The 15553-nt window shown below is 44.5% G+C and carries 12 protein-coding genes, 1 tRNA gene and 1 pseudogene; 12 read left to right on the forward strand and 2 right to left on the reverse strand.

Annotated elements, in window-relative coordinates:
• The 6 genes and pseudogenes from HMPREF3190_RS07625 to HMPREF3190_RS04485 all read left to right on the forward strand — a co-directional run.
• Positions 1–587 (forward strand): annotated as a pseudogene (locus HMPREF3190_RS07625) (hypothetical protein); the annotation flags it as partial.
• A 184-nt stretch (positions 588–771) separates the two neighbouring features.
• Positions 772–845, forward strand: a tRNA-Gly gene (locus tag HMPREF3190_RS04465).
• A 331-nt stretch (positions 846–1176) separates the two neighbouring features.
• Positions 1177–2046, forward strand: coding sequence for an HAD family hydrolase (locus HMPREF3190_RS04470; RefSeq protein WP_449676202.1), 870 nt, complete (start codon positions 1177–1179; stop codon positions 2044–2046).
• A gap of 149 nt (positions 2047–2195) precedes the next feature.
• Positions 2196–3899 carry a phospho-sugar mutase gene (locus tag HMPREF3190_RS04475; protein ID WP_066780793.1) on the forward strand — a complete coding sequence of 568 codons (1704 nt, stop codon included), beginning with the start codon at positions 2196–2198 and terminating at the stop codon, positions 3897–3899.
• Between the two features lie 115 nt (positions 3900–4014).
• A complete protein-coding gene (locus HMPREF3190_RS04480; protein ID WP_066780796.1) occupies positions 4015–5559 on the forward strand; it encodes an LCP family protein in 1545 nt (514 codons plus the stop codon).
• Positions 5560–5729: 170 nt separating this feature from the next.
• Entirely contained in the window at positions 5730–6209 is a 480-nt protein-coding gene (locus tag HMPREF3190_RS04485) for an ABC transporter permease (protein ID WP_066780811.1), read from the forward strand.
• 22 nt (positions 6210–6231) lie between these two features.
• On the opposite strand, the gene mobB is transcribed toward HMPREF3190_RS04485, so the two are convergent.
• Positions 6232–7578, reverse strand: a complete 1347-nt coding sequence (gene mobB / locus HMPREF3190_RS04490) for a molybdopterin-guanine dinucleotide biosynthesis protein B (protein WP_066780798.1) — start codon at positions 7576–7578, stop codon at positions 6232–6234.
• Positions 7579–7967: 389 nt separating this feature from the next.
• On the opposite strand from mobB, the gene galE reads away from it, so the two are divergent.
• The 6 genes from galE (at position 7968) to HMPREF3190_RS04520 (ending at position 13206) form a co-directional block, all read left to right on the forward strand.
• Positions 7968–9389 (forward strand): UDP-glucose 4-epimerase GalE, encoded by a 1422-nt coding sequence (gene galE / locus HMPREF3190_RS04495; RefSeq protein ID WP_082715164.1) that lies wholly within the window; start codon positions 7968–7970, stop codon positions 9387–9389.
• Between the two features lie 11 nt (positions 9390–9400).
• Positions 9401–10231, forward strand: coding sequence for a hypothetical protein (locus tag HMPREF3190_RS04500; RefSeq protein ID WP_066780800.1), 831 nt, complete (start codon positions 9401–9403; stop codon positions 10229–10231).
• 463 nt (positions 10232–10694) lie between these two features.
• Positions 10695–11297, forward strand: a complete 603-nt coding sequence (gene infC, locus HMPREF3190_RS04505) for a translation initiation factor IF-3 (protein ID WP_066780802.1) — start codon at positions 10695–10697, stop codon at positions 11295–11297.
• Positions 11297–11494: a 50S ribosomal protein L35 gene (gene rpmI, locus HMPREF3190_RS04510; RefSeq protein ID WP_066780804.1), complete on the forward strand. Its 198-nt coding sequence runs from the start codon at positions 11297–11299 to the stop codon at positions 11492–11494. Before infC ends, rpmI begins: the two co-directional genes overlap by 1 nt.
• 17 nt (positions 11495–11511) lie before the next feature.
• The gene (gene rplT / locus HMPREF3190_RS04515; protein ID WP_066780807.1) at positions 11512–11868 is read left to right on the forward strand and encodes a 50S ribosomal protein L20; all 357 of its coding nucleotides are present in this window, start codon (positions 11512–11514) and stop codon (positions 11866–11868) included.
• A 510-nt stretch (positions 11869–12378) separates the two neighbouring features.
• Entirely contained in the window at positions 12379–13206 is an 828-nt protein-coding gene (locus tag HMPREF3190_RS04520) for a hypothetical protein (protein ID WP_066780809.1), read from the forward strand.
• 168 nt (positions 13207–13374) lie between these two features.
• Here the strand turns inward: HMPREF3190_RS04520 and HMPREF3190_RS04525 are convergent.
• Positions 13375–15553 (reverse strand): phosphoribosylformylglycinamidine synthase subunit PurQ (locus HMPREF3190_RS04525; RefSeq protein WP_449676205.1); only part of this gene is annotated, 2179 nt, incomplete at its 5' end.

Here is a 15553-nt window from a genome sequence, read left to right on the forward strand (position 1 = left end):
AGCATACGCAGGCGCAAACACGTTCGCAGAATGTATCACATGGTGAACAGTGGGAAGGCGGAGCGTTTTCGTTTGATGAGTTGAGTGCGGCATTTACGAACAGCACTTCAGCTGCGATGGACGATATTTATACATTTAAGAACGGTGGCTATAATACAGAGATTTGGTTTGTGGCATTAGGCGCATCTGCATATGATAATGGTGGTGTGCGTGCATTTTACGAGAAGTATGCCCAGCAGCTGCATGGCGCGATTTTTGTTGATATAGAAGCGCTTGGAGCAGGAGATTTATCACTTATTTATGGAGATGGATCGCTCAAGTCTACCGTTACGTCAGGCAGGTTAAAGCGCTATGTGAAAAAAGCGCAACACGTGTTGCAGCATCCTATAACCGAAGTTCGCGTTTGCACTTGTGAACTTCCTGGTCAAGTGGCTGCTCACTTGGGATGCCAACATATTCAACTGGCTGGCACTGTGCAGGGATCAATTGCGTATTATGCTACTAAGGACGATACCGATCAAATCATATCGGAAGAAACGCTCGAAGAGAATATTAACTATTTATGCGAATTGGCGCGCACTATTTAAGGTATTTTCGAGTAGCGTTTAGGCGGTATATAGGCAGCATATAAGCAGCGTGTGAGCAGTCTGGAGTATCCAGTTGAGTAGTATTGATGCACGTTGTGAAATTATGTGCGCTTTAAGGCGTTGTTGGTACGGTATTGAGGTATACTGTGCATCTATTGCGCGATTTATAATGTGTGTAACGTGTGCGGGCGTGGTTCAATGGTAGAACTTGAGCTTCCCAAGCTTACAACGCGGGTTCGATTCCCGTCGCCCGCTCCATCTTTCTTGTGTGTTTGATAATGCTTCAACTATGCGTTTTCTTTTGGTTGAGCGGGTATTATGCCAGTGTGTGTGAGGTTTTTGGGCGAAATTTCCCTGGTTTGAACTATCGATATGCACCATATTGCGCATCTTTAGTTTTAGGTACTTTTATACGTTCACCTGCATCTTTTTATACATCGAGTTTTGTGGCCTGCATGTGTAGCATAAACCGCTTTTGCTGTTGCATATGCTTGCGAACCGTACGTGGTAATGGTATAAGTGAACGCATAGAGCTGCATGCTCTTCACGGTAACCTATCTACTACTAAGAATGTTTTATGATGAACACTATGTCTTTTTCTGGATTGACGCCTCATTTCATTTCATCCTCTTGCTCTGCGCAGTCGTCTCCTTTAGCTTCTTTAACTGCGTCTACATCGCACGAGCCCCCTTTGCGGACAACACACGCCAAAACCACACACGCCGATGTGTCTGCATCGGCCGATACCGTCGCACCACATACAGCCGCCTCGCTTGATGACGCAGCGTTACACACTATTCGGGCGCTTGTCTTTGATTTAGACGGCACGCTGCTTGATACACTTCCACACCTTACGGCGCTTACCAATTTTGTGCTTGCTCAACAGCATTTTCCGCAGCATACTCAAGAAGAGGTGCTAAGCTACATTGGCGAAGGCGGGCAAAAACTCCTCATGCGTGCCGCACCAGAAAATACCCCTCAAGACGTGATCGATGCTATGTTTCAGCAGTGGAAAGAAAAGTTTTACACGCACGGAATCGATTTAGTAGCGCCTTTTGAGGGCATTAATGATATGCTGGCAACACTAAAAACACGTGCATTACTAGGCGTTTTATCGAATAAGTTTGATGCTGGCTGCATTGCAAGTGTGCAGCAGCATTTTCCTAATACGTTTTGTTGGGTTCATGGTGAACGTGCAGGAATTCCGCGAAAACCCCAACCAGATGGTTTACAGAATTGTTTGGATGAACTGCAGTTACATCCTGATGAGGCAATCTATGTGGGCGATTCTGTTACCGATATTGATGCTGCTCGCAGTGCTGGCATGCGCGCAATAGGTGTGTCGTGGGGATATCAGGATTCACGCGCGCTGCTTGAACATGGCGCTTCATATCTTGCAAAATCGCCTTGTGATCTGCTTACCTATGTGGAGCCTCTACTTTTTGAACGCCGCATATAATCGCACTTATAATGTGCTGCAGTGTATTATAATTTAACGGTACACATTGGCGTTATCGGTGTGTTCTCCATGAGTGCGCTTTTGCACACTACCACATAGCACATCGCCATGCGCAGTATTAAGAAGCAGCTTACATTGAGAGGTAATTTATGACATCTGCAGAAGAACAACTTCGTTTGTGGCTTGATAACGCAACCGACGCTACAGTGCAAACAGAACTGCAACACTTGGCGCATAATGGCACAGCCGAGCAGATTGAAGATGCCTTTTATGGCTATTTAAGCTTTGGTACGGCTGGTTTACGTGGCATTATGGGTGCAGGAACTCATCGTATGAATGTGTATACCGTTGCTCGAGCTACGCAAGGTTTGGCAAATTATCTCAACGAACACTTTGATTCTCCATCGGTGGCCATTGCGCGCGATTGTCGTCATAATGGTCAAGCTTTTGTTGAAACAACAGCACGGGTCCTAGCTGCTAATCGAATTCGCACATATCTTTATCCCGATATTGCACCAACGCCTGCGCTTTCGTTTGCTACGCGCGATTTATTGTGTTCAGCAGGCATTTGTATTACTGCAAGTCATAATGCTGCTCCGTATAATGGATATAAAGTATATGGCAGCGATGGTTGCCAAATTACTTCACAAGCTGTTGATGAAATTTCTGCAGCGATTCAAAACGTAGACGTATTCACCGGCATAAAGTATATGTCGTTTCAAGAAGCGGTTGAACAGGGGTTATCATCATATATCAAAGACGATACCATCGATCGCTATTTGAATGCCATTTACGATGTGTGTCCACGTTTGCAAGCTTCTGAACAATCACAACCGCTTCATGTAGTATATACGCCGCTCCATGGAACCGGACTTAAATGTGTTGCACGCATGTTTGAGAAGCTGCACATTGATAAAGTAACGTATGTAGAAAAGCAAGATGTTCCTGATGGTGATTTTCCAACATGCCCTTCGCCTAATCCAGAAAGTAAAGAAGCGTTGGCATTAGGGATTGAAACCTGTAAGCGCGTTAAGGCCGATTTGCTTATTGCAACCGATCCTGATGCAGATAGATGCGGGATTGCTGTGGCGGATGGTGCTTCCTATACCTTGTTAAGCGGTAATGAAGTGGGTGTTTTGTTACTCGATTTCCTCGCAGCGTGCGCTCAGCGTGAACAGGGTGATATTTCACATAAAGTGGCGGTAAGTACTATCGTTTCAACTGCGATGATAGATGCGCTGGCTCAGCATTATGGATTCAGTGTAAAACGCGTGCTTACAGGATTTAAGTACATTGGCGATGTTATTGCTGATTTAGAGCAAAAAAATCGTACGCGCGACTTTTTGTTGGGTTTTGAAGAAAGTTATGGCTATTTAAACGGCACCTATGTGCGCGATAAAGATGCTATTGATGCAACAATGTTAATTTGCCAGATGGCGCGGCACTATAAAGCAAAAGGTATGAGTTTAGCTGCCGCCATGAACCATTTGTACGAAACATACGGCTACTATTTTAATAAAACAGTATCATTTAATTTTCCTGGCATTGAGGGCATCCAGAAAATGTCTTCCCTGATGGATGGCTTACGGAATAACCCACCAGCAAGGTTTGGTTCGGCGGCTGTTGAGCAACATATTGATTATCGCAATAAAATCGATGGACTCCCAGCGGCTAATGTTATTGAATTAAGGCTTTCTGATCAGGGAAAAATTATTTTCCGACCAAGTGGAACAGAGCCTAAAGTAAAAGCGTATCTTTTTGTACGAGCGTCGTCAAAGAACGCTGCCTTGGATAGTATTACATCGCTTGAACAAGCGGTGCAACAGCATGTACAGCCTTATTTCACAGATTAGCCACATTCCTCTGTTAGAATGTAAGCTTGCATATGTTTATGGATGCGCGCGCTGTGGAAGGTATCACAAGTTGTCAGTTGCGTTTTCCGTGAGTTTTACCTGATGAGGGGGCTTTATGGCACCTAAACACGCTCAAGTGCGACCAACACGTTCTGATAAGCGCCGCAGTGCAGCTGCTAATACGGCACAAGGTAGAGGGTCTGCTTCGGCTGGAATTCCTGGCAGTCAGTCTGCTGCTTCTCTTTCAGGAGCAGCGGCTTTTTCACGTAATGGCGCTAAATATGTTGCGCGCAACGCAGGCATGAGCCGTGGTAAAAAAATCGCACTTGGCGTTCTTATCGCGGTGCTGTTGCTTATTATTGCCGCTGGTAGTGCGCTTGCGTGGTATATTCATTCACTTGATGAAACGCTTTCAGGCGGTAAGTCGGATGAAGAAATTTCAGCCATTAATGAGGCTTTAAGTGCGCGTTCGATGTCGGATGCGTTTTACGTTATGATGATCGGCTCTGATGCACGCGCCGACGATGCAAGCATGGGGGCTCGAAGCGACACTAATATTGTTGCGCGTATCGATCCAAAAACCAATACCGTAAGCATGTTGTCTATTCCTCGTGATACTGCGATTTACATGGAGAAACATGGTACTGTGAAATTTAATGCAGCGTATGCATTTGGTGGTACTGCTGAAACTATTAAGCAAGCGAAACAGTTGTTAAATGTGCCAATTTCGCAATATGTTGAAATTAATTTTGACGGACTTATCAACCTTGTAGATACTCTTGGTGGCGTCGATGTTGATGTTGCGCGCAAAATTAACGATCCTGATGCTGGGGATATTATTATTCCCGCTGGTAGACAGCATCTTAACGGAGAAGCAGCGCTTGTATTCGCGCGCTCACGTGCTTATGCAGATGGCGATTATACACGTGCTTCTAATCAGCGCAAACTTATACAAGCTATCATTCATAAAATACAGCATCTAGGCATTACGGAAATTCCTGGAGCTATTAGTGCAGCGGCAAAATGCGTAACCACTAATATGAAAGTGTCGGATATTATTTCATTGGCGCTTCAATTGCGTGAAAAAGGAGAAACTACCATTTATTCGGCAGGTGTGCCTTCGCTTCCTACGCCTTATCACGGTGCTTCATATATTTTTGCTGACATGCAGGCATTAGCAAAGACGTTGGAATTATTTAATACTGGTCAAGATCCTAGTGGAATTGTGACACATCGTTCTGCAGCTCAATTGATTGCCGAGTATGAGCAAGCCCATAATATTAAACCGTCTGCTGGTTCAAAAAGTTCACAGCGTCAATCGGCAGTGGTCAGTGATGATGATTATGATGCAAAAATCAATCAGCAGATAAAAAAATCGCGCAATACCCTACACGTTGTTGATCCGCAATCCGATTTAAATGCGCCGAATGGACAAGCAGCTTCTTCACGCTCGCGCGGTTCATCATCCAATCATAACCAGCCGCATGAGCGCAAGAAATCAGGCTCTTCTTCAACGGAGCAGAAAAAATCCGATCACCATGCAAATAGTGGCTCTGGACAAGGCGATCGTGCAGCGTCATCATCTGGAACATCAAAATCGCACCAAAAATCAGGCGCACAACAGGGAAAACAAGGGGGTCAAGCCGATCGGGCTGCTTAAAGCAGCGCTGCCTTGTCTTACAATGCTTTGCCCTACAATACTAAACGTTTTAGATACTTAGACAATCTAGAAAAGTTATAACCGCAGATAAAGTAGATGTAACATGTAACGCAAAAAGATAAGGTAAGGTATTACATTAAGATATTGGTGTGAGTACTGTGGACGTATATATGCTTATCATCGAAACGATCGTGCTTTGTTGTGCGCTCTTTATGGCGTGTTTGCTAGGAAGTGGAACTGATAAGAAAAATTTGCGGCAGTACGCATCGTATCCTGATGTGGTACAAACGCGCATACGCGAGCTTGAATGCTACCAGGGGCAGTTTAAAGAAGGAGCGATATTGCCTCACTGGATAGCGAACTTATTTCTGTTTGCGGTTTTATTTTTTTTACTGGTGCTTCCACTAAGACGAGGGCAGTTTGTAGATAACTTTGTTGCACTGCTTTTTCTAGGAGAAACTGTAAACGTGTTCGATCTAGTAGTAATTGATTTATTGTGGTGGAGAAATACCCAACGCATTAGACTATCAGCGCTTCCTCAAAAACAGCTATATCAAAATCCGCAGAAACATATTGAAGCGTTTTTTCGTGCCGCGGTGATGTTTGTTCTGGTAGCGCTTCTCGATGGTTATTTGTTGAGTTTATTTTGATAGATTCATGTGGGTGTGCTTCCTATTCATCATATAAGCTGCGATACCGCTCTTCCAGTTGTGCAAGCTCCTCTGGTGTGTTTGCGTTCATAAAGTAACCACCATACGGCTCAATAGCGCGTGCCTCTTGAGGAGTAAGTTGATAGGTATTTACGCGCGTAATAAGCTCTTGAGCTCGATGTTTTCCTTCTTTGAGCGCCGCAGTTACTGCCTGTAAGCATTCGTTGCGTCGATACACGGCATGAAAGGGCTCAAAACCGTGTTTGTTTACAGGCACAACCGCATCAACGTGCAGTTTGTGAGTTAGAGCAGCTTCATGTGCTAATAAATGCGCCGATACAAATACCATATCGCAGGCAACAAGCGCCACGAGTGGTGTTTTTGCTCCTGAAAGAGCGCTTGCAATGCCTGGAAGCGCTCCTCGCATTGGATAGATGTCGGGAAGCAGGTCGATGTTCATCTGCGGGTATAGATTGTGCACGAAGCTCAAGCGCTCCGCTTCATTGGTGGTAATGAGCAGCCGATCAGCAATCGGTGCGAGCCGCTCAATCATGTGGCATAGGAGCGGTCGACCCATAAACTCCACCAGCGCTTTGCTTTGTTTCATGCGTTTTGATTCGCCACCTGCTTGTATCACAACGCTCAAACGTGGGCGAACGTAATGCCTGATAAGAAACTCAACAATTCCCTCGTAGTCGTTAATATCAAAACTTGGAATATCATATAATTCAGCCGCTTTATGCGCTTGTTCGATGTTGGTTGCAAGCGCAACAGTTGACGCTTGAGGCATTTTTTCAAGCTGCTGTTGAGCGTTTAAAAGAGCCTGGTGGAGAAGTGTTTCTTGGACGCTTGGCGCTTCATTTTGAAAACGCTCGCTTTGTACAAGTTCGCAGCGAATTTGTGTAATATCAAGTTCGGGAGAAAGTGCGTGTTGTGCACCGTAATAAAATAACTCAGCACATTCTTCATCTGCAGTGTTGCCTTTGCGCATCACTTCAATTGTTTCAAGGCCGCTTTTACGAAACCCTTCTACAATTACAAGGTCGTGGTTGGGCATAGTGGCAACAAGCTGGTCACAGCTTGGTTCTTGGTGTAAGTGTGTGATACGCGCCATTTTATCGGGTGCAACGATAATAGTGTCTGAACTGCCTGCTTGCATATGGCGATACGAGTCTTTCCCCGGAATGTCAATATCAAAACCTTTATGTCCGTGGTGCTTAATAGTGCCAATGTCATATCCGCGCTCTACAAGTTTTGCTACGATTTGCTCGATGAGTGTTGTTTTACCTGAATTATGGCGTCCTACAAAGCTTATAGCAGGACTTTCTTTATCGAAACATGTTGTATTATGGGAAGTGTATGCCACCATAGTTCGCGTCCTTGAGTTAATTGCTGGTGCGAAAATATGCAAGCAGCTGCGTAAACATGCATATGCGTGCACGTATTGGTATTGTATCGTAGCTTGGGCAATTTGCGTAGTGCATAGAATTATCTTCCGCGTGACAGAAGACGCTTCAGGCGTTATCACTCCTTTTTACAAGCCCGTATTCATAGCACCATACTTGATGTCTCGTATCTGTTTCTGTGCTTCATGTGCTACGTTCTATAAAAAGAAGCGACCTACGTGCTTTGATGTCGAGTATAATAAAACCGTGGAGAGAATGCAGTTGCGCACATTGTTCGCGCACGTTAAACGCCGCGCTCTACCCATGAATGTTTCGTGGTAGCGCAAAAAAAAGAGCAGTGAGGATAGCCTTCATGTCGAATAAAAGTCTTGCTAAATCGCCCGATAACACTACCGTTCTTTTAACGGGTGGGGCGGGATTTATTGGTAGTCATACCTGTGTTGAACTGCTGAATTCTGGGTATCGGGTTGTGATTGTTGACGATTTGAGCAATTCGTGCCAAGCTGCTATCAAGCGCATTCGTACTATTACTCAGGTCAATGATGACCGTCTTGTGTTTTATCGTGCAAACATTCTCGATCGTGAAGCTCTTACCACCATTTTTAGTGAAAACAATCTTGACGCTATCATTCATTTTGCAGGATTTAAAGCGGTTGGTGAAAGTACGCAAAAACCGCTCGAGTACTATCACAATAACATTACGGGAACGCTGGTGTTATGCGATGTCGCACGCTCGTTTGGAGTGAAAAACATCGTATTTTCCAGTAGCGCTACTGTGTATGGAACGCCCGAATTTATCCCCATTACTGAGATGTGTCCTAAACATGAGCCAACTAATCCCTATGGGCAAACAAAAAGTATGCTCGAGAACATTCTCACCGATTTATACAAAGGTGACCCTCAGTGGAATGTGGTGTTGTTGCGGTATTTTAATCCAATTGGCGCACATGAAAGCGGGCTTATCGGGGAAGATCCAAAAGGCATTCCTAATAATCTTGTGCCGTATATTGCACAGGTAGCCGTTGGAAAGTTGCCTGCACTTAAAGTGTTCGGAAATGACTATGAAACGCCTGATGGAACGGGTGTGCGCGACTACATTCACGTTGTTGATCTTGCGCGTGGTCATGTGCGAGCACTTGAATGGATGGCTGGAAAATGCGGGAGCGAGTCAATTGAGGGCAAGGCGCTAGGCGCGTTTCATGGCGCGCCGCAGCCTGATGGTACACGCAGTGGTGTTGGTATTTTCAACTTGGGCACAGGAAAAGGATCAAGTGTTCTCGATGTAATTCACGCGTTTTCTGCAGCATGTGGTCATGATATTCCGTATACGTTTGAGCCACGTCGACCAGGCGATATTGCTGAAAATTATGCTGCGTGCGATTTGGCAGCATGTGAACTTGGCTGGCATGCGCGCTACGATCTTCTGAAAATGTGTGAAGATAGCTGGAAGTGGCAATCGCTTAATCCGGAAGGGTATAACGATCCTCAGGATACATTGGACGAACAGGGCGGTTTGGGTAATTCTGGTACTGCTGGCGCTACACGCACGGTGTCAGCTACGAGTTCAAGGCCAACCACCAACGTTTCATCATCTACTACCTTTGTGAGCAGCTCTAGTTCTCATCATGCTGATGGCAGATCTGATAGTACTGATGAACTTGCAGAGTTAGCCGCTCCCGAAGCGATGCCGCGTATTCAAAAGATTGTTCTTATTGCAGCGGTTATTATAATTGTAGTAGCAGTGTTGTATTACAATTTAAAGTTGAGTAGGTAAAGGCAGGAAACGTGTCGGCTGATAAGCATACTTCGCGAGGAGCACACAGTAAAACACCTCGTAAAAAGCGTAAATTTTCTGAAGCGGTGCGTAAAAGAAGACGACGCCTTATTGGTATTATTGTTATTTTGCTGCTTGTTATTTGTGCTGTGTTGGCGGGCGGTTATAACGTATATGTTGATGTACAAGGTAAGTATACTCCCAGTTCAGATGCGGCTGATTCAAGTATTGTAGGTGTTTCGGATGATGCGTCCGATCGATCGAACGCACCTGCTACTCGTGTGCCACACATAGCAGAGCTGCTTTCATGTTCAGTAGATGAAGTATCAACACATTTAGGAGAAAATGCTCTGCTGGTAAGCGATTTTGTAGACCCTCTTTCATCTACTGCTGTGGTGCGTCATATGAAGTATTCGTTAACTAACGAGCCCAATGATGGCAGAAGCGGGTTTCCAACCGTATTTGTAAATGCGAATATTCAAAACAAGGTTGTTCAAGTAGGATACGGTGTGTCGCTGCGTTTATTGGATGTAGGCGATGTTAGTTTTGCCGATGCCATTACACATAAACATCTGATTGAAAAAACACTTGGGCTTATGGGATTCACCTGCGACGACAATCAAGTTCATCTACCGGCAAATCCTGCTGATTATAGTACGTATGAAGAAAACGGAACAACGCTTAAAACGCAAGAATTTACCTTTGAAGGTGACTGTTCTTATAACAACAAACCGCTTAAATTTTCGGCAGTGCTTTCGTACGACTTTACAGCAGCAAACCTACCTACGGGTAATGTGTCAGACACGCTGCGCAATCTTTATGTGTATGTGATAGAAAAATAGCGATCATCATGCATCATTGACGTGCATTTTTATAGTTGGTCTGGAAGTTGCGTTGCATACAGCGCGCCGCGCGATTGCGTAGTGACCGTCCGGCTTGCACAAAGTGCTGTGTTTGTGTGATTAGTGGATTGCTCGTACTGTATGTTGTGCGCTTAGCTTTACGTTGGGAAAGCACCAGACGTGCAAGTGGCAATGCTATATTGTGGAGCAGGTTGTGCATTCATGCATTGCGATATGGGTTTCTGCACATTATTTATAACGGTATAAGTATGGTAAATTAGTGAATTTAGTTGTATATATGCAATAGACGTTTCTTATCTTTCAAGTACATAGTAAAATACTTTGCTACAAGTGAGACGTTTACGTTTCCACCTAGTTCGGTTATCTCCGTTGGGTTGCTTTAATAGTGTCATCTTTTGAGCATCCGCGTTTAACCGTGGGTGCTTTTTTATGAGTAAGGGAGGTGATTGCTATAGCAACACAAGAGCCAAGGCTCAACCAAGAAATTACTGTTCGTGAATGTCGTGTTATTGGCTATGACGGTGATCAACTGGGAATTATGCCTACTGTTCAGGCAATTCGACTTGCCCAGTCAGAGGGTTTCGATTTAGTTGAAATTGCTCCTCAGGGAGTGCCGCCTGTTTGCCGCATAATGGATTATGGTAAATACAAGTATGACCAGGCCATTAAAGCAAAGCAAGCGCGCAAAAATCAAAGCAAAATTGAGACAAAAGAGATGAAGTTTCGTCCTAAAATTGATGTGGGCGACTACATGACTAAAAAGAAACATGTGCTTCGTTTCTTGTCGGGTGGTGATAAGGTAAAAATTACCATCATGTTTAGAGGTCGTGAAATGGCGCATCCTGAACAGGGATTATCCATTCTTGAGCGATTGTCAGAAGATTTGAAAGACGCGGCAGTTATTGAAGCTGCGCCAAAAATGGAGGGTCGTAATATGCACATGCTTATTGCTCCACTTCCGTCAATCATTAAGAAGAAAACACCTAGTCAGCGCAAAAACGATATGAGCAACGACGAAAAAGATTCGCTCGGAAAGGAAGAATAATGCCTAAGATGAAAACTCATCGCGGAAGCGCAAAGCGTTTTCGTGTAACTGGTTCAGGCAAAATTATGCGCGCAAAAGCGTTTAAGAGCCATATTTTGACGAAAAAAAGTCAGAAGCGTAAAAGAAACTTCCGTCATGAAACTGAACTTGCGACAGCCGATAATCGCGTAGTAGCTCGCAACTTAGGTCTTCGTTAATTGTAAAGGAGTAAATTATGGCTCGTGTAAAACGCGCAGTTAATGCACATAAAAAACGCCGTACGATTTTAGGTCGCGCTAAGGGTTATTATGGTGCGAAATCGCGTTCATATAAAAACGCTAAACAGCAGGTACAGCATTCATTACAGTACCAATATCGCGATCGTCGTAACAAGAAGCGTGAAATTCGCCGCTTGTGGATTGTTCGTATCAACGCTGGTGCTCGCTTAAATGGCATTGCGTATTCTCAGTTTATGAACGGTTTGAAAAAAGCTGGTGTAGAACTTGATCGTAAGGTGCTTTCTGATATGGCAATTCATGATGAAGCAGCATTCAGCGCGCTGTGTGAAGTTGCAAAGAAAGCGCTTAAGTAGTTTTTTGCTTGTTGTTAAAACCACATGTGTCAGTATGCATGTGTGCTGTTAAGGAGAGGTGCGATGCAGCTCTCCTTTTTTATGTCTGTTATGAATGTTTAGGGGAATGCAACAGCACTTTTCTGTAAGTGGAACATAATAACATGCTTTTTTCTTGTGCTGTTCTGATGTATTGTTTCTCATGCTGTGCATATCGCGATTGGATTATTGTTGGTTTTAATAGTACTCAGCTTGCGTATGTTAAGCTTTTACTTTAAGTTATAAACATTGTTTTTATCTTTATAAATACAAGAATATGCCTTTGACGTGGCATAAGTACCACTAATTTAATATGTGTTTTTTCCTCCATAATTATCATAATACATCACACTTATAGCTTGGGTTATTGGTTATTATGCTATACTTCTTGCACTTATGGAAGTGGTAGTTGAGCGCTGTAGATTCAAGCATTGACGTGCTGTGATACTCATTTACGCTCACACTAACAATGTCAAGAGAATGGGGGCTCATATGAACTATGGACACAAGCGCACTGGCGCTAAAGTTTCAAAGCGCACTATGTTTATAAGCGGAACGCTTTCGGCTGCTTTACTGTTTGGCGGTGCAACATTCGTCGCTCACGAAGCAACGGCAGATCAGGGCAAATCTTTTAGTGAAATTGCTAAACAAGTGCAAGGGTATGATGCTCGGGTGTTACATCCTGACGCAACCCCACAACAGTTAAAAGATTTGTATCCAGGTAGTACTAGTCCACAAGCTTCGTTTGCTGGTTTAGCACGTCAAATACAACTTTATGATGCAGCTGTTTTACATCCAGATGCTGATGATGCAAAACTTAAACAGTTGTACCCACAAGCCAATATAAAAAAAGCTGATGTGACTGAATTCAAAGCTCAATTACAAAAGGAAGCGGCTGCTCAGCACCAGGAAAAATTCAATCGCAATTTTAAGAGCATAGCTAAACAGGTGCTGAAGTATGACATTGAACAGCTGCATCCGAATGCAACGCCTGAAGAGTTACAAAAGCTGTATCCTGGCAAGCTGACTGATGAAATTGCACAAGAAAATAAAGGCGCTGCCAACACCAAAGACGCTCATACTAAAGAAGAAAGCACCAAGCAGATTGATGTAAACAAGGATACAGCTATCAATGATACCAAAGCTGCTAACACGGTTGCGCTTGCAAGTGAGCAGTCGCTTACAACGGCACCAGATGACGCACAAGCAGCAAGCACTAAGCTTGCGCGCACGGGTGACATGCCTTTGGCTGCAATTCCTGTAGTAGGTGCAGTAGTGGCAGGTGCTGTACTGTTTATGCGTTCGCGTTTTGTGCGATAAGCGGCTACCTGTAGTAAATGGCTGCTAGGTGAGCTGTGCGCCTATAAGACGCTCATATTGCGTGCAATCCTGCATGCATAAGTGATGAGCAACGATATTGTTGCATATATTAAAGAGGGAGCGCTTTGCTCCCTCTTTTTTCATTCTATTATTGGTATCTTTTCCCCGTTACAAGAAGTACGAAACGCCACCCTCAATAAGTGGTTGCATGTGCTGGTATGGAATGTTTTTGTACAACAGCGCGCCAGAGCGCTCAGTATGCCCCATTTTTCCTAGCACGCGCCCCTCGGGGCTGATAATACCTTCAATAGCCATAAGAGAGCCATTTGGGTTTGAAGGTTGTGAAGGATCAACTACGCCTTGTGCATCGCAATACTGGAACGCTATTTGGTTGTGACATACCAGCTGATCGAGTAATTGTTGTGATGTATAGAAACGCCCTTCACCATGGCTAATAGGCACAGAATGGACATCACCCTCATGCATTTGTGCTAACCATGGGCTTGATGCATGTGCAACACGGGTATATACCAGCGAACTAATATGTTTGCCAATCGTATTGTTTGTAAGCGTAGGGCAGCTTGCAGTACGTTCACAAATGTCTCCGTATGGCACTAAGCCAAGTTTAATAAGCGCTTGAAAACCATTGCAAATACCCAATATCAAGCCATCTTGTTTCTGCAAAAGGTTCCTTACTGCTTCTGTTACGTATGGATTTCTAAAGAACGCACAGATCAGTTTTGCCGAGCCGTCAGGCTCATCGCCTCCTGAAAAGCCGCCAGGGAGGGCAAGAATTTGTGATTGAGCTAGCGCTTTTACCATACGATCAACACTTTCGTGTATGTCGCTTGCACTCATGTCATTAATAACGAGAATCGAGCTACGCGCGCCCGCCGTATTAAAGGCTTTCAACATGTCGTATTCACAGTTTGTGCCTGGGAATACAGGAATAAGTACTCGAGGAGCACCTAACCGCGTAGTGTGCTTATGAGTTTGTGTGCATGGTAGCTCAATGCTGGCAGGCGTTTGTGTAAGGTTGTTGTTCTGCGCCTTAGTGGCATTGTCTGTACATGTATTTCTGGATTGGTTGGTATTGTACGCTTCAATTTCTTTGTTGCGCATTTCCTTGTTTGTGTTTTCGTTGTGTGAAGCGCGTTTTATGGTATGTTCGGTGGTTGAGAATACCTCTTCAAGGGTCGTTTCCCATGCGTTTTGAACATCTGCAAGCGCGATTGTTTCACGTGAAACAATCCACGTATAGGTATTGGTGGTTGTACCTATAAAAGAAACATCAAAGGGTTGTGTGTCAGCCGCCTGTGAGTTAAGCAATGTATCGTATGTTTCACGTGAAACTTCTACCACAAATGAGCCGTACGCATAACTGAACAAGGTATCATACGCTTGTGCGGCAGCATCAGAGAAGCGTATACCAAGCTTGTTCCCAACGCCCATGGTAAAGAGCGTTTCTGCTACACCGCCATAGCTGCATGTTTTACATGAATATAATGCGTTCTTGCGCTGCATGTGTGTGATGCTTTCAAAGAGTGCTCGCACACTTTCTTTTTGCGGAATAACACCTTCATAGTCCGATATATAATGCGGCGTAAGAAGCGCTACTACATGCTCTGCTTCTTTAAACTCGGGCGACACAATGTTGTTGACCTGTCCTGTTCCAGCGGCAAAGCTTAACAGTGTTGGTGGAACATCAAGCTGTTCAAAGCTGCCGCTCATAGAGTCTTTTCCGCCTATGGCAGCACATTCAAGGTCAAGTTGCGCTTGCAGTGCGCCTAACAGTGCAGCTGCTACGCATCCCCAGCGCTTTGGATCATTTCTGAGTGAGCCGAAATATTCTTGCAAACTAAGCGTAATGGCGTCTAATGAAATGCCTGTTGCAATAAGCTTTGAAACACTTTCTAAAATTGCGGCATAGGCGCCTGCGTAGACGTTTTCTTCCAGCAAGAAGGGGTTTGCGCCCCACGCCATTGCACTGATGGTATGGGTTTTACCCAAGGTGGGAAATAGAGATACCACTGCTTGGATAGGTGCTTGTTGAGTTTTGCCACCAAACGGCATAAAGATACTGCCTGCGCCAATGGTGGAGTCAAACCGTTCGCCAAGCCCTTTTTGTGAGCAACACATAAGGCTTTGCATGCGTGAGGTAAGTTTCTCTTGGGGTGTTTCACCTGATACGCAAGGACGTGTGATAACTGCTTGTGGCGTAATGTGTACACGTGCGTGTTTTTTAGCTCCGTTGGAGTTCAAAAACTCACGAGATAACGAAATGATAGGCGTGTTGTTCCAGTTCATGATAACGCGCTGCGCATCGGTAACGGTTGCAATAGGCGTT

The organism is Umbribacter vaginalis, assembly GCA_001552935.1.
Taxonomy (GTDB): domain Bacteria; phylum Actinomycetota; class Coriobacteriia; order Coriobacteriales; family Eggerthellaceae; genus Berryella; species Berryella vaginalis.